The organism is Sphingomonas sp. G5 (genome assembly GCF_052660795.1).
Genome location: NZ_CP109660.1, coordinates 2419150 through 2436314 on the forward strand (window position 1 = coordinate 2419150; position 17165 = coordinate 2436314).

Here is a 17165-nt window from a genome sequence, read left to right on the forward strand (position 1 = left end):
ATGAAATCAGGGGGCCCGCGCGGGTGGGGCGGACGAGGATCGATGGTAGCCAGGCTGGCTGAGAAATGACCAGACACGTGCGATACTGACGAATGCGTCCAACGTCGGGCGCACGGGGTCGCCCCCGTTCATTCCATTCACTACGGATCGTCCGGCACGTACCTGCCGGTGAAGGAGAAGAGAAAATGGCGTCCGTCACCTTCGACAACGCAACCCGTCTGTACCCCGGCGGCACCCGCCCCGCGGTCGACAAACTCAACCTCGACGTCGCCGACGGCGAATTCCTGGTCCTCGTCGGCCCCTCCGGCTGCGGCAAGTCCACGTCGCTGCGCATGCTGGCCGGCCTCGAAGAGGTCAACTCCGGCCGCATCCTCATCGGCGATCGCGACGTCACCGACGTCCCGCCGAAGGACCGCGACATCGCGATGGTGTTCCAAAACTACGCTCTCTACCCGCACATGACCGTGGCCGAGAACATGGGCTTCGCGCTCAAGATCGCCGGCGTCGGTAAAGAAGAGCGCGCATCGCGCGTCCTCGAGGCCGCCAAGCTGCTCGACCTCGAGCAGTACCTGACCCGCAAGCCCAAGGCCCTCTCCGGTGGTCAGCGTCAGCGCGTCGCCATGGGCCGCGCGATCGTCCGCCAGCCCCAGGTCTTCCTCATGGACGAGCCGCTGTCGAACCTCGACGCCAAGCTTCGCGTCCAGACCCGTACGCAGATCGCTTCGCTCCAGCGCCGCCTCGGTGTCACCACGGTCTACGTCACGCACGACCAGACCGAGGCGCTCACCATGGGCGACCGCATCGCGGTGCTCAAGGACGGCCTCCTCCAGCAGGTCGGCACCCCGCGAGACCTGTACGAGACCCCGAAGAACGTCTTCGTGGCCGGCTTCATCGGCTCGCCCGCGATGAACCTCTTCACCGCCGACCTGGCCGAGGGCGGCGTGCGCTTCGGCGACCTCGTCGTTCCCGTCGAGGCCGACACCATCGGCAAGGCCAACGGCTCCGCGGTCACCATCGGTGTCCGTCCGGAGGACATCCAGGTCGCCCCCGCCGACGGCCGCGGCCTCTCGGTCGTCGTCGACCTCGTCGAGGAGCTCGGCGCCGACGGTTACCTGTACGGTCACACCGACATCAACGGCAAGCGCACCGACCTCGTCGCTCGCGTCGACGGTCGACGTCACCCCAACGCGGGCGAGACGGTCGTGCTGGCGCCGGTCCCCGGACACGTGCACGTCTTCGACGTCGAGACGGGCGATCGACTCACCGACCGGGCCATCGCTTCGGCCTGATCCACGCACCGACGCGGCGCGTCCCCGATCCCGATCCGTCGGGTCGGGGGCGCGCCGCACCGTTTTCCCGGAGGTTCCCGTGTCCCAATCCCTCAGTATCACGGCGAGCACCGTCGACCCGGGCCTCCTGCAGCTGCCGTGGTCGACGGGTCTCGCCGACTGGCCCAGCAATCACATCGTGGCTCTCCCCAAAGGCATCTCACGCCACCTCGTACGGTTCGCGAACCTGTCGGGCCGGGTCGTGGCCATCAAGGAGACGACCGAGGAGATGGCACGTCGCGAATACGACATGCTCGGGAACCTCGACCGGCTCGACGCTCCCTGCGTCGAGCGCGTCGCCGTGATCGCCGGCCGCACCGATGCCTCGGGCCGCCCCCTTCCCGCTGCCCTCGTCACCGCTCACCTGCGCTTCTCGCTCCCCTACCGTGCCCTGTTCACTCAGGTGCTGCGCCCGCACACCGCCACCCGTCTCGTCGACGCTCTCGCGGTCCTGCTCGTACGCTTGCACAACGTCGGCTTCTACTGGGGTGACGTGTCTCTGTCGAACACCCTGTTCCGTCGTGACGCGGGCGAGTTCGCGGCCTACCTCGTCGACGCCGAGACGGGCGAGCTGCACGGCAACCGCCTGACCCCCGGTCAGCGCGCACACGACCTCGACATCGCCCGGATCAACATCGCCGGCGAGATCATGGACCTCGAGGCCGGCGGCCGCCTCGAGGGCGGGGTGGATGCCGTGGCCATCGCCGACGGACTGGTGTCGTCGTACCACTCGCTGTGGGGCGCCCTCACCGACAAGGAGTCGTTCGCGGTCGACGAGTCGTGGCGCATCACCGAGCGCGTGCACCGTCTGAACGCCCTCGGCTTCGACATCGGCGAGATGTCGATCCGCACGGCGAGCGACGGCACGAAGGTGTCGATCCAGCCGAAAGTCGTGGATGCCGGTCACCACCAGCGGCGTCTGCTGAGACTGACCGGACTCGACGTCGAAGAGAACCAGGCCCGCCGCCTTCTCAACGACCTCGACGAGTTCCGTGCGCGCGTCTCGCGCCTCGGAGCCGACGAAGAGATGGTCGCGCACGAATGGCTCACCCGCGTGTTCGAGCCCATCGTCATGGCCATCCCGTGGGACCTGCGCGCCAAGCTCGAGCCCGCCGAGGTCTTCCACCAGGTGCTCGAGCACCGCTGGTACATGTCGCAGGCGCGCGGCCGCTCGGTCCCCCTCGCCGAGGTCGTGAGCTCCTACATCGACGACGTTCTGCGCCACCGCCGCGATGAGGCAACCGTCATGGGCCCTCCCACCGACACCATGTCGCTGCCCACGGTGTCCGACGCCGATGCCCCGGCGACCGGCGAGGTTCCGACGACCGACACCGACTCGGTCGACTGGCGCGATCTGGTCTGACGCACCGCGCCCCGCGAAACGCCGAGGCCGTGGCATCCGGAGTCGATCCAGGATGCCACGGCCTCGGTACGTCGCGTGCTCAGTACCCCACGGTGAAGCGCTCGCGCGTGTGCGCGGGGTTCTCGATCTCGTCGAGGACGGCGACCGCGAAGTCAGCGCCACCGATGAACGAGTTGCCCTCGCCGTCGACGACGAGCACGTCGCCGCCGTCGCGGTACGAACCGGTGCGCTCGCCCGGTGCCCACGAGCCGAAACCGCCGGCCGGGTGAACGTAGAACCAGTCGCGGCCGGTGTCGTCGGCCTGGAGGTCTTCGAGGATGCCGATCGCTTCTCGCGCCTCGGGCTTGTACTCCTCGGCGAAGCCCTCCGTGTCGATCAGGCGCGGCCCGCCCTCGGCCACGAGCGACCCGCCGGCGCCGCCGACGACGCCCACGCGGACGTTCTCGGGCAGAGCCGTGACGAGCTCGGCGATCGCGGGGCGGAGTTTGCCTTCCATGTCGCCGCGGGGAGCCACGGCCGAGATCACGACGTCGACCCCCTCGAGCTGGGCGACGAGACCGGGGACGTCGAGGACGGTGCCCTCGACGTAGGTCGCACCCTCGACACGCTCGGTGGGTACCGAGCGGGCGATCGAGACGACCGTGTGGCCGCGGCGGACGGCCTCGGTGACGATGTGGCTACCGGCGTAACCGGTGCCTCCGATGACGGCGATACGGGGCATGAGCGTTCCTCTCGGTGGGTCAGACGGTGCCGCGGAGCGTCGACACCTGGTACAGGGCGACGGATGCCGCGATGCCGGCGTTCAGCGACTCGGTCGCGGCGGAGATGGGAATCGAGACGACCTGGTCGCACGTCTCGGTGACCAGGCGGGACAGACCCTTGCCCTCGGAACCCACGACGATCACGACGGGGCGGTCGGCGAGCTCGAGGGCGGGCAGCGAGACATCGCCGTCGCCGTCGAGTCCGAGCACGAACACGCCCTGCTTCTTGAACTCCTTGAGCGTGGCCGTGAGGTTGGCCGCGAGAGCGACGGGGATGCGCGCAGCGGCCCCGGCGCTGGTCTTCCACGCGGCGGAGTTGACACTCGCCGAGCGGCGCTGCGGGATGATCAGCCCCTGACCGCCGAAAGCTCCGGTGGAGCGGATGATCGCCCCGAGGTTGCGGGGGTCGGTGACACCGTCGAGCGCGACGAGCAGGGGCACCTGGCCGCGATCGATGATCTGCTCGAGCAGGTCCTGCGGGTGGGCGTAGGCGTAGGGGGGAACCTTGAGCGCCACCCCCTGGTGCACGCCGTCGAAGCCGGCCATGCGGTCGAGCTCGGGGCGCGTGACCTCGAGCACCGGGATGCCGCGGTTGGTCGCCATCGACAGCATCTCTTTGACGCGGTCGTCCATCTCGATGCGCTGGGCGACGTACATCGCCGTGGCGGGGATCTTCGCCCGCAGCGCCTCGAGCACGGAGTTACGGCCCGTGACCGTCTCGGTGTCGTCGGCCGCCTTCGGGCTCTTGCGGTTCGGATTGCTGCCGACCGCGCGCACGCCGGGCTTCGCCTTGCCACCGGCGGCGGCGTAGCGCTCCTGGGCTGCCTTGCGCTTGCCGGCGGGGTGCCAGGCGCGGTCTTCGGCCTTCGGGGTGGGGCCCCGGCCCTCGAGAGCCTTGCGGACGTGGCCGCCCGTGCCCTTGAGGGGGCCCTTCTTCTTGCCGGGGTTGCGTGCTCCCGGGCGTCCAGGCTTAGCCATCGATACTCCAATGCGTTCCGGCCGGAGTGTCCTCCAGCGTGATTCCTGCGGCGGCGATCGCGTCTCGAATGCGATCCGCGGCCGCCCAATCCTTGTCCGCGCGCGCGTGCGCGCGCTGCGTGATCATCGTCTGGACGAGGGAGTCCAGAGCGGCGGTTTCCGCTCCCCCTCCGGTGCCACCCCACGGAGAAGAGTGAGGGTTGATCCCCAGGACGAGCGTCATCTGCATGACGTCCATGACATCGTGCTTCGCCTCATCGTACTTGCCGGCGTCGAGGAGCGCATTTCCCGACCGGATGCTCGTGTGGATGGCCGCCAGCGCCCGGGGCACCGAGAGGTCGTCGTCCATGGCCTCGACGAACTCCGCCGGAAGGCCTTCCTTCGCCTCGGGCCACCCCGGCTGTACGAGACGTCGGGCGCGGTCGAGGAACGTGCGGATCCGGCCGAGGGCCGTCTCGGCCTCGGCCCACGACGCCTCGCTCAGGTCGAGGTTCGACCGGTAGTGCGCCGCGGCGAGGGCGTAGCGCACCACGAGCGGATCGTGCGCGGCGAGCACGTCGGCCGCCAGGGTGAAGTTGCCGAGCGACTTCGACATCTTCTGCCCGTCGACCGTGACGAGGCCGTTGTGCACCCAGTACCGAGCGAAGGCATCCCCCGCCGCCGTCGACTGCGCGATCTCGTTCTCATGGTGCGGGAAACGCAGGTCGAGACCGCCGCCGTGGATGTCGAACTCGGGACCGAGGTAGCGACGCGACATCGCCGAGCACTCGATGTGCCAGCCGGGCCGTCCCGCACCCCAGGGCGAGCTCCAGGTGGCAGAAGCCGGCTCGCCGGGCTTCGCCCCCTTCCACAGGGCGAAGTCGCGGGGATCGCGCTTGCTCCGGGGATCGGCGTCGGCGGCCGGCTCCATGGCATCCGGGCTCTGACGGGTGAGCTCGCCGTACGCGGGCCACGACCGCACGTCGAAGTAGACGTCGCCGGCGGCCGCATAGGCGTGGCCGCGCTCGATGAGCTCGGTGATGAGCTCCTGCATCTGCGTCACCGACGCCGTCGCACGGGGTTCGTAGGTGGGGGGAAGGATGCCGATGGCCTCGTACGCCCGTGAGAACTCGAGCTCCATGCGGTAGGCGAGAGCCCACCACGGCTCGGCGTCGGTCGCGTTGGCGAGGACCTTGTCGTCGATGTCGGTGACGTTGCGCACGAAGGTGACCCGGCCGAAGCGGTGGGAGAGCCACCGGCGGAGCAGGTCGAAGACGAGCGCGGCGCGCACGTGACCGATGTGCGGGCCCGACTGCACGGTCGGGCCGCAGACGTAGACCGTGACGTTCGAGGGGTCGAGGGGGACGAAGTCGCGGAGTCCCTGCGCCTTCGTGTCGTACAGCCGAACAGTCACGTCTTCAGCCTACCGGCCGCCCCTCCGCGCGACCCGTGCACGAAACATGCGGTCGTTAGGGTTCAGGAGTGCCCCTCGTGATCCGCCCCGATGACCTGTCCGGAGACGCCACGCGTGCTCTCGTCGCCGCCCACCTCGCGGGCATGCTCGAGAACACACCCGTCGAGAGCGTGCACGCCCTCGACGTGGATCGCCTCACCGCTGACGGCGTCACGGTCTGGTCCGCGTGGGTCGACGACGAGCTCGCCGGCATCGGCGCGTGCAAAGACCTCGATCGCGACCGCGCCGAGCTGAAGTCGATGCGGGTCGCCGAGGGCTTCCTCGGCCAGGGCATCGGCCGCGCGATCCTGCGGCACATCATGGACGATGCGCGGGAGCGCGGCATCCGGAGTCTCTGGCTCGAGACGGGGAGCACCGACGACTTCGTGCCCGCTCGTCGTCTCTACGCGAGTGAAGGCTTCGTCGAATGCCCGGCGTTCCCGCCCTACGCGCCCGATCCGCTGTCGACGTTCATGACCCGCACGGTCGAGGCACCCTGATCACACGCGTCGTCCACCCGAGCGCCTGCTGTCGGCTCCACTCGGCCAACACCTAGGGAACAGGCGTCTTATTGACGTGTGCGATGTCGAGTGCGGTCCCCGTGGACAGCGCTCCTCCCTCCTCCGGCGATCCTGGCGACCCCGGATCGAGACCGTGACGGCGCCCTCACCGACGACGAGCGCATAGCTGTTCCCGCCACGCCGCCGCCACGCTGCACACCGTTCCGGACAGGGCGATCCCCGTGGCGCCCGTTCGCGCTGCACGCGGCGTCCACCGCAACGGGCCCGTGAGCGGAGGGCGGCGATGGCGACCGCCCGACTCGGACAGCGAGAGGCCAGGGCGCGGGGGCGCGCCCGGATGAAGGGAAGAGGACGAAGAAAATGGAGCAACAGCACGACGACATGTCGGTCGAGGCGGTGTTCGCACAGCACGCCGATCGTCCGGCACTGCGAGAGCGGTTCGGGGCCGACGTCGAGGACACCAGTTTTCACGAGCTGTGGGACCGAGCGAGTGCGGTTGCGGCCGCACTCGGTGAGACCGTTTCGCCCGGCGACCGGATCGCGATGCTCGGAGCCGCGACCGTCGACTTCGTGACGCTCGATCTCGCGTCGTGGATCCTCGGCGCGGTGAGCGTGCCCCTCCAGGCGAGCGCGTCGTTCGAGGCGCTGCGCGCGATCGTCGACGAGACGGAGCCGGTGTGGCTCGCGGCCTCTGCCGAGCAGTCGGCCATCGCTCAGGCCATCGCCGAGGCATCCGCCGGAGACGTGCGGACGATGGTGCTCGACACGGCGGTCGACACCGACACATCGGGTCCGACGCTCACCGAGCTCGTCACCCGCGGCGAGCTCCTGCCGCGCCCGACCCCGTGGCATCCCGCGGCGGGCGAAGACCCCCTCGCACTCCTGATCTACACGTCCGGCAGCACCGGAACCCCGAAGGGCGCGATGTACTCGCGCTCCATGGTCGAGAGACTGTGGCACGCGCGCCGGCCCGGCGTCGACGACGGCACCACCGACGACATCGTCGGGTACGCCTACCTGCCGATGAGTCACCTCACCGGCCGCGCGGCGGTCTTCGCCACCCTCGGACGCGGCGGAACTCTCGCGCTCGCGACCTCGACGGATCTGTCGGCCCTGTTCGACGATCTGCGCACGTTCGCCCCGACCGAGTTCGTCTTCGTCCCTCGCGTGGCGGAGATGGTTCGGCAGGAGGGCGATCGCGACGAGCAGCGTCGCCTGGCCGCGGGCGATACGGATCAGGATGCCGTGCGCGCGGCGGTGCACGCCGATCTGCGCGTGCGGGCGTTCGGGGGACGGATCCGCCGGGCGATCTGCGCCAGTGCTCCGCTCACCCCCGAGCTCCGCAGCTACATCGAGGAGTGCCTCGGCACGGCGCTGCACGACGTGTACGGCTCCACCGAAGCGGGCAGCATCCTCCACGACGGAGTCGTGCAGCAACCGCCCGTCACCGCGCACAAGCTCATCGATGTGCCCGAGCTCGGCTACCGCGTCACCGACCGTCCGCACCCGCGGGGTGAGCTGCTGGTGAAGAGCACCTCCACGATCACGGGGTACTTCCGCCGGCCAGACGTCACCGCCGCGGTCTTCGACCAGGACGGCTTCTACCGGACCGGCGACATCATGGCCCAGACCGGACCGGGTTCCTACGAATACCTCGACCGCCGGAACAACGTCATCAAGCTGTCGCAGGGCGAGTTCGTCGCGGTGGCGGCTCTCGAGGCCACGTACGGCGGGACGCCCGAGGTGCGCCAGATCGCGCTGCACGGCGACAGCCGACACGCGTTCCTGGTCGCGGTCGTCGTGCCCGCTGATGCGGGATCGTCGGAGCGCGACGTGCTCGCCGCTCTTCAACGCACCGCACGCGAGCATGGCCTCGCCCCCTACGAGGTGCCCCGCGGGGTCATCGTCGAACCGGAGCCGTTCACGGTCGAGAACGGCATGCTCTCGGACGCCCGCAAGCTCCTGCGACCGCGCATCACGGCACGGTACGGCGAACGGCTCGCGAGTCTCTATGCCGACCTCGCCGAAGAGCGTAGTGGTGCCCTGGTGGCAGCCCTCCGCGAGCGCGTCGGCGTCGAGCCGACGCTCGACACCGTGGTGCGCGCGGCCTGCGAGTTCCTCGGCGCCGAGGTGTCCTCGGCAACGGCTGCGGCAGCCCGGTACTCCGATCTGGGCGGTGACTCGCTGTCGGCGCTGACCTTCTCCGGGATGCTCGAGGACGTCTTCGGTACCGAGGTGCCCGTCGGGGTCATCACCGACCCGACGAACGATCTCACCGCCATCGCCGCGTTCATCGATCGCTCGGCCGCCGACGACCGGCCCACGGTGGCTCGCGTGCACGGTACCGACCCGTCGACGCTGCGTGCGAGCGACCTGCGCCTCGACCGGGTGCTCGGCGACATCCCGGAGCCGGTCCTGCGTTCCTCGCGCACCCCGGCCACTTCGGAGCCCGCGGGCACTGCCCGAGGCCGCACGGTCCTGCTCACGGGCGCCAACGGGTACCTCGGACGGTTCCTGGCCCTCGACTGGCTCGAACGCCTCGCTCCGGTGGGCGGAACGCTCGTGTGCATCGTTCGCGGTTCCGACGACGCCGACGCCCGACGTCGCCTCGACAGCGCGTTCGCCGCAGATCCTGCCTTCGCTGAGCGCTTCACAGACCTCGGGGCCTCGCTCGAGGTGAGGGCCGGCGATGTCAGCGAGCGCCTCTTCGGTCTCGACGAGCCGCGGTGGCGGGACCTCGCCGCCCGCGTCGACCTCATCGCGCACGCCGCCGCCCTTGTCAATCACGTGCTGCCATACACGGCATTGTTCGGTCCGAACGTCGTCGGCACCTCCGAGATCATCCGCCTCTCCATCGCCGCCGGCAGCGTGCCCGTCACCTTCGTCTCGAGCGTCGCGGTCGCCGGTGGCGCGCGGCCGACCGTCGAAGCCGCGGCCGACCCGGCCGCCCCCGCCGCCCTCGACGAGCGTGCCGACATCCGCGACACGATCCCCGCGTGGAGCATCGGAGACGAGTACGCCAACGGGTATGGGGCGAGCAAATGGGCGAGCGAGGTGCTGCTGCGCGAAGCGCACGAGCAGCACGGCGTACCGGTGGCGGTATTCCGCTCCGACATGGTTCTGGCGCACCCGCGCTGGCGCGGCCAGGTGAACCTGCCCGACGTCTTCACCCGGCTGGTCTGGAGCGTTCTCGCCACGGGGCTGGCACCGGAGTCGTTCGTTCGGCGTGGTGCCGACGGCGAGCGTCTGTCGTCGCACTACGACGGCTTGCCGGCCGACTTCACCTCCGCTGCCATGAACGCGATCGGCGCCTCCACCAACGCGGGATACCGCACCTACAACGTGGTGAACCCGAACGACGACGGCGTCTCCCTCGACACCGTCGTCGACTGGCTCCAGGACGACGGGTACGCCATCGAGCGCATCGCGGACCACGCCGAATGGGTGGACCGGTTCCGCACGGCGCTGGAGGCGCTGCCCGACGAGGATCGTGCGCGATCGGTTCTGCCGCTGATGCACGCGTTCGCCACCCCGGAAGAACCGCACGCCGGCTCGACCATCCCCGCGGACGCGTTCGTGGAAGCCATCCGGACGATCCACCCGCTCGGGTCACCGGACATCCCCTCCATCGACCACGCGCTCATCACGAAGGTGGCCGACGACCTCTCGTTCTTGAAGCTGCTCGAGCCGTCACGGCGCGCCGTGGCCTGACCTCGGACGCGACGGTACCCTGGAGGCCCGGCCCCGGGGCGCCGTCGCGACGGCCCGGCGTGCGGGCACAGCGGACGCCACCGAGGGGGCGAAGAAACGACCGACCCCGCGCCTCCCGGAAGGAAGAAGTCGCAACCAGAACGGCTAGACCGGCACGACGAGGGCGGTTGCGAACGCGGCGACCCCCTCGCCCCGGCCGGTGAACCCGAGGCCGTCGGTGGTAGTAGCGCTGACCGAGACCGGCGCTCCCCCGAGCGCGGCGGACAATGCCTGCTCCGCTTCGATGCGGCGGTCGGCAAAGCGCGGGCGACGGGCCTGCACCTGCACGGCGACGTTGCCGACGCGCCATCCCGCGTCGGACAAGAGCTGCACGGTATGCGAGAGGAAGGCGGCCGCGTGCGCGCCGGCGAACTCCGGTCGGTCGGTGCCGAAGTGCGTACCGATGTCTCCGAGCCCCGCCGCCGCCAGCAGCGCATCGACGATCGAGTGAGCCACAGCATCACCGTCGGAGTGCCCCGACAATGCCACCTCGCCCGGCCATTCCAGGCCCGCGAGCCACAGCGTTCCCTGTCCCCCGAACCCGTGCACGTCGGTGCCGATACCCACGCGAGGGGCCGAGTGCACCGGCGGGCGGGCGACGGATGCCGCGGGCTCGGTCGCGAGGAGGGCGCGGGCACGCTCGAGGTCGGGCCCCGTGGTGATCTTGAACGCCGCCGCGTCTCCCTCGACCGTGACGACCGCGTGCCCCGCTGCCGCGACGGCAGCCGCGTCGTCGGTGTGGTCGGCGTCGACCGCGGCAAGGGCCGCCTCGAGAACCGACCGGAGGAAGCCCTGGGGCGTCTGCGCGGCCGCGAGCTCGCTGCGATCGACGGGGCCGACCACTCGGCCGCTCTCGTCGACGCGTTTGATGGTGTCGACGACGGGAAGGGTGGGGATGACGGCGACGGCTCCGGCGTCGACGGCGTGAACGACGCGGTCGAAGACAGCGGGGGGCGTCAGCGCGCGCGCGGCGTCGTGGACGAGGACGATCTCGACGTCGGCCCACAACGCGGCGAGGCCCGCGGCGACCGACTCCTGCCGGGTCGCCCCGCCCACGACGACCGTGACGAGGTCGGCGCGATCGCCGGCGGCATTCCGAGCATCGGTCAGGGCCTCGCCCTCGTAACCTCGGGGTACGACGACCACGACCTGGGCGGACATCGCCGCCAAGACGCCACGCAGAGCGTGATGCAGGATCGACCGGTCGTCGATGCCGACGAACGCCTTCGGCGCCCCACCCTGCAAACGGGTACCGGAACCGGCGGCGACGACGATGACCGCGAGATGCGGGACGGGGGTGAGAGTCACCCGTTCACGCTAGCGCGCCGCCGCGGAAGGGCGACGCGCTGAGCAGGATCAGGAGGCGAGGACCTCGTCGAGCACGACGCTCGCGCGGTCTTCGTCGGTCTTCTCGGCCAGAGCGAGCTCCGACACCAGGATCTGGCGCGCCTTAGCCAGCATCCGCTTCTCACCGGCGGACAGGCCACGGTCCTGATCGCGGCGCCACAGGTCGCGGACGACCTCGCTGACCTTGATCACATCGCCCGAAGCGAGCTTCTCGAGGTTCGCCTTGTAGCGACGCGACCAGTTGGTCGGCTCCTCGGTGAAGGGCGCACGGAGCACCTCGAAGACACGGTCGAGACCGTCCTTGCCGATCACGTCACGAACGCCGACGAGGTCGACGTTGTCCGCCGGAACCTCGATGACGAGGTCTCCCTGGGTGACATTGAGCTTCAGGTATTTCTTCGTCTCGCCCTTGATAACGCGTTCCTTGACCTCGATGATCGTGGCCGCGCCATGGTGCGGGTAAACGACGGTCTCGCCAACCTCAAAAAGCATGGAGTTATGTCCTTTCGGCAACATCCAGGATACCACAGGCCCGCATGCGCTAAGGTTCCGCCCTCCCCACCCGCAGTCCCTCCCGCGCGCGTGCGAGCAGGCCCGGACCGCGGACCCCGTAGGATGATCTGGATGCCGTCTGTCGATCTTGGAGGATCCGTGAAAACGCGCCTGATCGCGTCCATCGCCCTGGGTGCCGCTGTCGTACTCGGTACGACGGGATGCAACATCCTCGCCCCGCAGGCGACCACCATCGATTACTCCGCCTCCGACGGGGTGAACGTCCCGGCCGATTCCGGTCCGCTGCACATCCGCAACGCGATGATCGTCGCCAACGACGACGGCACCACCGGCAACTTCGTCGCGGCCGTCGTCAACGACACCACCGAGCCGCTCACGCTGCGCCTCGAGGTCGGCGAGGGCTCGAGCGCTGTCCGCTCCTCGGTGAACGTGCTGGCCAACAGGACGCTCAGCCTCGGCGACCTGGCCGACGGTGTCCAGCCGCTGCGACTCGACGACATCGACGCCGTTCCCGGGTCGACGGTGCCCGTGTACTTCCAGTCCGGTGACGGACAGGGCGCGCTCATCCAGGTGCCCGTCCTCGACGGCGCCCTCGAGTACCTCGCGCCGCTCGCGCCGAGCCCCGAGCCGTCCTTCAGCGTCACCCCCCTTCCGGCCACGCCCTCCGCGACGCCGACGGCCAGCCCGACCCCCGCATCCTGACCTCACGACGAAGGCGCCGACGGTTCTCCGTCGGCGCCTTCGTCGTTCTCGCGAGCCGTCAGGCCTCGAAGCGGTAGCCCAGTCCCCGCACGGTGACGAGCATGCTCGGCTCGCTCGGGTTCTGCTCGATGCGCGAGCGGATGCGCTTGATGTGCACGTCGAGCGTCTTGGTGTCGCCGAAGTAGTCCGTCCCCCACACACGATCGATGAGCTGTCCCCGCGTGAGCACGCGACCGGCGTTGCGCATCAGCACCTCGAGGAGCTCGAACTCCTTGAGGGGGATGTTGATCTCCCCGCCGTCCACCGCGACGGTGTGGCGGTCGATGTCGAGCACGACGCGTCCCCCCGACAGGATGCGGTCGTCGAGGTCGGCCTCCTCCGGCGCGCGACGGCGCAGCACAGCGCGCATTCGCGCCAGCAGCTCGCGGGTCGAGTAGGGCTTGGTGACGTAATCGTCGGCGCCGAGCTCGAGGCCGACGACGATATCGACCTCGGAATCCTTGGCCGTGAGCATGATGATCGGCACCTGCGAGGCCAGTCGCACCTGACGACACACTTCTGTCCCCGGCATCCCGGGAAGCATGAGATCCAGCAGGATGATGTCGGCGCCACGCTCTCGGAAGGCGGCCAGGGCGAGGGCACCGTCTTCGGCGATCTCGACCTCGTAGCCCTCTCGGCGCAGCAGGTAGGCCAGGGGGTCGGCCAGATCGGGTTCGTCCTCGACGATCAGAACGCGGGTCATGCGGTGTCTCCCTTCGCGGGTACGGGGGTCGTCGCGGAGCTCTTGCGGCCCTTGCGACGAGGTTTGGGGCGGACGCCCTCGAGATCGGGAGCCTCCGACATGGGGAGTCGGATGGTGAAGGTCGAGCCGCGGTCCGGACGCGACCAGAGCCGCACCTCTCCCCCGTGGCGTTGAACGGCGTGCTTCACGATCGACAGGCCGAGGCCGGTTCCGCCGGTCCGGCGGGAGCGAGCCTGATCGGCACGGTAGAACCGCTCGAAGACGCGGTGCTGGTCGCTTTCGGGAATGCCGATCCCGCGGTCGGTCACCGCGATCTCGACGACGGTGTCGTCGAGCTTGACGCCGACGCCGACCTTCGACCCCTCCGGCGAGTACGCGATCGCATTCGCCACCAGGTTGCCGACGGCCTCGGTGAGGATCTGCGGCTCGCCGCGCACCCACAGCCCCTTGGTGCCGCCGCGGACGACCGTGACCTGAGCGGCATCCGCCTGGATCGCGTAGCCCTCGACCGCGGCGGTGACGACCTCGTCGATCGAGACGTCGCGCACGTCGCGCAGTTCGTCGGAGGCCTGCAGGCGCGACAGGCTCAGGATGCGGTTCACGAGGGCCGCCAACCGCGTGACCTCCGCCTGCAGCCGCGAGGCGAAGTGGCGTACCTGAGCGGGATCGTCCGCGGCGAACTCGATCGCCTCGGAGAGCAGGCTCACGGCACCGACCGGTGTCTTCAACTCGTGGCTCGTGTTGGCGACGAAATCGCGACGCATCTCTTCCACCCGCTCGCGCTCGGTGATGTCACGCAGCACGACGAGGGTGAGACGGCCCGAGATGGGAGTCGCGCGGACAGCGACCAGACGCGGCTCGGCGGGCGCGGCACCGCGACGCAGACGGAGATTCTCGGCGATGCCCGATCCGGTGTCGCGCGCCACGCGGGCCACGCGCTTGAGCTCCTCGCTCGAGATCACCTCTCCGGCATGGGCGCCGAACACCTCGGCGGCAGGCGAGAGCGCGAGCACCGTCGATGAGGTGTCGCACACGAAGGCGGGGTCGTCCATCGCCCCCAGCATGGCCTCCACGCCCTCCGGCACCTCCGCGGAGGTCTGTGCCAGGGAGCGATCGCGGGCACGCAGTGCCGCGACCACCAGGCCGACCACCGCGGCTCCGATCAGGAGTCCTGCGAGGAGCGCGAGCAGCACGAGCTGCGGTTGTTCCATGCCCCCAGCGTAGGGGCGGCCCTCGACCGTCACCGGCCGTTCACCCCCGTGAGAGTCGCAGCAGAGGCTACTATTCACTGTCACAGCACCGCTCGTTAACCTTCGCTGGGAAGAATCCCGAGGGTTGCGGGACACTCTGTGCCGTGCCGCCGACGAGGAAGGTACCCGCCCATGCGCGAAGTATTCCACCAGTCCCTCGAGGACGTTCAGAGCCGACTGGTCGAGATCGCCGACCTCGTGACCATCGCGATCGACCGCGCCACCCGCGCGTTCGGCACGAGCGACGTCTCGCTCGCCGAAGAGGTCATCGAGGCCGACGCCGTCATCGACGAGAAGGCCTTCGAGCTCGACGAGCTCGCGATCGAGATCCTCGCCCGCCAGCAGCCCGTCGCCCGCGACCTGCGCATCGTGGTCACCGCCCTCCGAGTGAGCGCCTCGCTCGAGCGCATGGGCGACATGGCCGAGCACATCGCTCAGCTCGCGCGCTCGCGCTTCCCCGAGCGCGCGATCCCCAAGGGGCTCAAGAGCACCTTCACCCGCATGGGCGAGCTCGACGTCGAGGTCGCGCGCAAACTCGCCGAGCTCCTGCGCACCCAGGACCTTCGGCTCGCCGAGGCCATCCGCGACGCCGACGACGACATCGACGAACTGCATCTCAGTGTCTTCGAGAAGGTGCTCGGCGACTCGTGGAAGGGCGAGGCGACCGCAACGGTCGACGCCACCCTCGCGAGCCGCTACCACGAGCGCTTCGCCGACCACGCGGTGTCCGTCGCCAAGAAGGTCATCTACCTCGCGACCGGCGATTGGGCCGGCGCCGACGACGAGAGCGCGGCCGAGCCGAGCCCGGTCATCTGACCCCAGAGCGCGAGACGAGGGGGGTGGATGCCGATCGGCATCCACCCCCTCGTCTGTCGGACGTCAGTGCTTGTTGCCCTGAGCGGCGACGGCGGCAGCACCGGCGGCCGCGGCCTCGGGGTCGAGGTACTCGCCCGGACCGAGAGGCTTGAGGTCGTCGTCGAGGCGGTAGACCAGCGGAATGCCGGTCGGGATGTTCAGCTCGGCGATGTCGGCGTCGCTGATGCCCTCGAGATGCTTGACCAGTCCGCGCAGAGAGTTGCCGTGCGCCGTGACGAGCACGGTCTTGCCGGCCTGCAGATCGGGGACGATGTCGCTGTGCCAGTACGGCAGCATGCGGTCGATGACGATCTTCAGCGACTCGGTGTCGGGCACCTCGCCGTCGATGCCGACGTACCGGGGGTCACCCACCTGGCTGTACGGGTCGTCGGCCGACAGCGCCGGGGGCGGAACGTCGAAGGAGCGGCGCCAGAGCATGAACTGCTCGTTGCCGAACTCCTCGAGGGTCTGCGCCTTGTCCTTGCCCTGCAGGGCGCCGTAGTGACGCTCGTTGAGGCGCCATGAGCGCTTGACCGGGATCCACAGGCGGTCGGCGGCGTCGAGGGCGATGTTCGCCGTCTGGATCGCACGGCTGAGCACCGAGGTGTGCAGCACGTCGGGAAGGAAGCAGGACTCGGCGAGCAGCTCGCCGCCGCGCTTCGCCTCGGCCTTGCCCTGGTCGGTGAGTCGCACGTCGACCCAGCCGGTGAACTGGTTGGTCTTGTTCCACTCGCTCTGCCCGTGGCGGAGGAGGATCAGCGTGTGAGGCATGACTCCATGCTACCGACGTGCGGACCGCGGGCCGGGGCGCGGAGTCCTGGCAAAATAGTGGAGTGACCCCCTCCCCCGTCGGCCGTCCCACCCGCGGCACGACCGGGGCGAACCGCCTGAGACGCATCGACCGGTGGATCGCTCGGCACCCGGTCCTCCGTCGCGCCGACGACCCCCTCGTGGTCGACCTGGGCTTCGGGGCGAGCGCCGTGACACCCCTCGAACTTCTTGCTCGGCTCCGCGGCCAGAGGCCGGATGCCGAGGTCCTCGGCCTCGAGATCGACCCCGAGCGCGTGGCCCGCGCCCGTGAGCAGTCGACGGGGGTCGAGGGGGTGTCCTTCGCTCGCGGAGGCTTCGAAGTCCCGGTACCGGGCGGGCGCCGGCCCGCGATCATCCGGGCCATGAACGTGCTGCGCCAATACGACGAGGCCGACGTCGCCGACGCGTGGGGCCGCATGTGCGCGCGGCTGCAGCCCGACGGCATCCTGGTCGAGGGCACCTGCGATGAGATCGGTCGTATCGCGACCTGGGCGGAGGTGGGGGCAGATGCCGTGCCCCGAAGCCTCACCGTCTCGCTGCGTCTCGCCGAGCTCGACTCCCCCGCGATCGCCGCCGAGCGCTTGCCGAAGGCCCTCATCCATCGCAACGTCAACGGGGAGCGCGTGCAGGAGTTCGTGGCATCCCTCGATCGCGAATGGGCGCGCGCCGCAGTGGTCGCCCCATTCGGGCCGGTCCACCGGTGGCGCACGGCCATGCGCGCCCTGGCGGACGCCGGGTGGCCCCTGCTGCGCCGCGAGCGCTGGCGGCTCGGCGAGCTGGGCGTCGCATGGGAAGCCATCGCTCCGCGCTGAG

At 69.9% G+C, this 17165-nt stretch carries 15 protein-coding genes; 7 read left to right on the forward strand and 8 right to left on the reverse strand.

Annotated features, from left to right (window positions below; all coding sequences use genetic code 11):
* Positions 1-185: 185 nt before the first annotated feature.
* Both NE358_RS11670 and NE358_RS11675 read left to right on the forward strand, forming a co-directional pair.
* Complete coding sequence (locus tag NE358_RS11670) at positions 186-1289, forward strand: ABC transporter ATP-binding protein (protein WP_103206182.1); 1104 nt, start codon at positions 186-188, stop codon at positions 1287-1289.
* Positions 1290-1368: 79 nt separating this feature from the next.
* Positions 1369-2691: a DUF4032 domain-containing protein gene (locus NE358_RS11675; RefSeq protein WP_103206181.1), complete on the forward strand. Its 1323-nt coding sequence runs from the start codon at positions 1369-1371 to the stop codon at positions 2689-2691.
* 79 nt (positions 2692-2770) lie between these two features.
* Here NE358_RS11675 and NE358_RS11680 read toward each other — a convergent pair whose 3' ends face one another.
* Genes NE358_RS11680 through cysS form a run of 3 tightly spaced genes read right to left on the reverse strand, consistent with a single transcriptional unit; the run spans position 2771 to position 5823 of the window.
* Positions 2771-3412 (reverse strand): NAD(P)-dependent oxidoreductase, encoded by a 642-nt coding sequence (locus NE358_RS11680; RefSeq protein ID WP_289938699.1) that lies wholly within the window; start codon positions 3410-3412, stop codon positions 2771-2773.
* A 19-nt stretch (positions 3413-3431) separates the two neighbouring features.
* On the reverse strand, positions 3432-4430 hold the full coding sequence (gene rlmB / locus NE358_RS11685) for a 23S rRNA (guanosine(2251)-2'-O)-methyltransferase RlmB (RefSeq protein WP_103206179.1): 999 nt from the start codon (positions 4428-4430) through the stop codon (positions 3432-3434).
* Complete coding sequence (gene cysS / locus NE358_RS11690) at positions 4423-5823, reverse strand: cysteine--tRNA ligase (RefSeq protein ID WP_116239090.1); 1401 nt, start codon at positions 5821-5823, stop codon at positions 4423-4425. Before cysS ends, rlmB begins: the two co-directional genes overlap by 8 nt.
* A gap of 68 nt (positions 5824-5891) precedes the next feature.
* Here cysS and NE358_RS11695 point away from each other — a divergent pair, with 68 nt between their 5' ends.
* Entirely contained in the window at positions 5892-6362 is a 471-nt protein-coding gene (locus NE358_RS11695) for a GNAT family N-acetyltransferase (protein WP_258027840.1), read from the forward strand.
* Positions 6363-6743: 381 nt separating this feature from the next.
* Complete coding sequence (locus NE358_RS11700; protein ID WP_289938708.1) at positions 6744-10094, forward strand: thioester reductase domain-containing protein; 3351 nt, start codon at positions 6744-6746, stop codon at positions 10092-10094.
* A gap of 144 nt (positions 10095-10238) precedes the next feature.
* Here NE358_RS11700 and ispD read toward each other — a convergent pair whose 3' ends face one another.
* Together ispD and NE358_RS11710 are read right to left on the reverse strand one after the other, a co-directional pair.
* A complete protein-coding gene (gene ispD / locus NE358_RS11705; protein ID WP_289938711.1) occupies positions 10239-11441 on the reverse strand; it encodes a 2-C-methyl-D-erythritol 4-phosphate cytidylyltransferase in 1203 nt (400 codons plus the stop codon).
* A gap of 48 nt (positions 11442-11489) precedes the next feature.
* On the reverse strand, positions 11490-11972 hold the full coding sequence (locus NE358_RS11710) for a CarD family transcriptional regulator (protein ID WP_103206175.1): 483 nt from the start codon (positions 11970-11972) through the stop codon (positions 11490-11492).
* A gap of 159 nt (positions 11973-12131) precedes the next feature.
* Here NE358_RS11710 and NE358_RS11715 point away from each other — a divergent pair, with 159 nt between their 5' ends.
* Complete coding sequence (locus NE358_RS11715) at positions 12132-12695, forward strand: DNA modification methylase (protein WP_116239093.1); 564 nt, start codon at positions 12132-12134, stop codon at positions 12693-12695.
* 58 nt (positions 12696-12753) lie between these two features.
* Here the strand turns inward: NE358_RS11715 and NE358_RS11720 are convergent, their stop codons facing one another.
* Both NE358_RS11720 and NE358_RS11725 read right to left on the reverse strand, forming a co-directional pair.
* Positions 12754-13437 (reverse strand): response regulator, encoded by a 684-nt coding sequence (locus tag NE358_RS11720; protein ID WP_103206173.1) that lies wholly within the window; start codon positions 13435-13437, stop codon positions 12754-12756.
* Positions 13434-14648: a sensor histidine kinase gene (locus NE358_RS11725; RefSeq protein WP_103206172.1), complete on the reverse strand. Its 1215-nt coding sequence runs from the start codon at positions 14646-14648 to the stop codon at positions 13434-13436. Before NE358_RS11725 ends, NE358_RS11720 begins: the two co-directional genes overlap by 4 nt.
* Before the next feature lie 171 nt (positions 14649-14819).
* Between NE358_RS11725 and phoU the strand changes: the two genes are divergently transcribed.
* Complete coding sequence (phoU, locus tag NE358_RS11730) at positions 14820-15503, forward strand: phosphate signaling complex protein PhoU (protein ID WP_103206171.1); 684 nt, start codon at positions 14820-14822, stop codon at positions 15501-15503.
* A 63-nt stretch (positions 15504-15566) separates the two neighbouring features.
* On the opposite strand, the gene NE358_RS11735 is transcribed toward phoU, so the two are convergent.
* Positions 15567-16313: a phosphoglyceromutase gene (locus NE358_RS11735; protein ID WP_289938721.1), complete on the reverse strand. Its 747-nt coding sequence runs from the start codon at positions 16311-16313 to the stop codon at positions 15567-15569.
* A 62-nt stretch (positions 16314-16375) separates the two neighbouring features.
* Here NE358_RS11735 and NE358_RS11740 point away from each other — a divergent pair, with 62 nt between their 5' ends.
* Positions 16376-17164 (forward strand): class I SAM-dependent methyltransferase, encoded by a 789-nt coding sequence (locus NE358_RS11740; RefSeq protein WP_289938723.1) that lies wholly within the window; start codon positions 16376-16378, stop codon positions 17162-17164.
* Position 17165 lies beyond the last annotated feature (1 nt).

Excerpts from the sequence above, each read along its gene's own strand:
- NE358_RS11670 (WP_103206182.1), top strand. The coding sequence starts at position 186 with ATGGCGTCCGTCACCTTCGACAACGCAACCCGTCTGTACCCCGGCGGC.
- NE358_RS11680 (WP_289938699.1), bottom strand. The coding sequence starts at position 3,412 with ATGCCCCGTATCGCCGTCATCGGAGGCACCGGTTACGCCGGTAGCCAC.
- rlmB (WP_103206179.1), bottom strand. The coding sequence starts at position 4,430 with ATGGCTAAGCCTGGACGCCCGGGAGCACGCAACCCCGGCAAGAAGAAG.
- NE358_RS11700 (WP_289938708.1), top strand. The coding sequence starts at position 6,744 with ATGGAGCAACAGCACGACGACATGTCGGTCGAGGCGGTGTTCGCACAG.
- NE358_RS11710 (WP_103206175.1), bottom strand. The coding sequence starts at position 11,972 with ATGCTTTTTGAGGTTGGCGAGACCGTCGTTTACCCGCACCATGGCGCG.
- NE358_RS11720 (WP_103206173.1), bottom strand. The coding sequence starts at position 13,437 with ATGACCCGCGTTCTGATCGTCGAGGACGAACCCGATCTGGCCGACCCC.
- NE358_RS11725 (WP_103206172.1), bottom strand. The coding sequence starts at position 14,648 with ATGGAACAACCGCAGCTCGTGCTGCTCGCGCTCCTCGCAGGACTCCTG.
- phoU (WP_103206171.1), top strand. The coding sequence starts at position 14,820 with ATGCGCGAAGTATTCCACCAGTCCCTCGAGGACGTTCAGAGCCGACTG.
- NE358_RS11735 (WP_289938721.1), bottom strand. The coding sequence starts at position 16,313 with ATGCCTCACACGCTGATCCTCCTCCGCCACGGGCAGAGCGAGTGGAAC.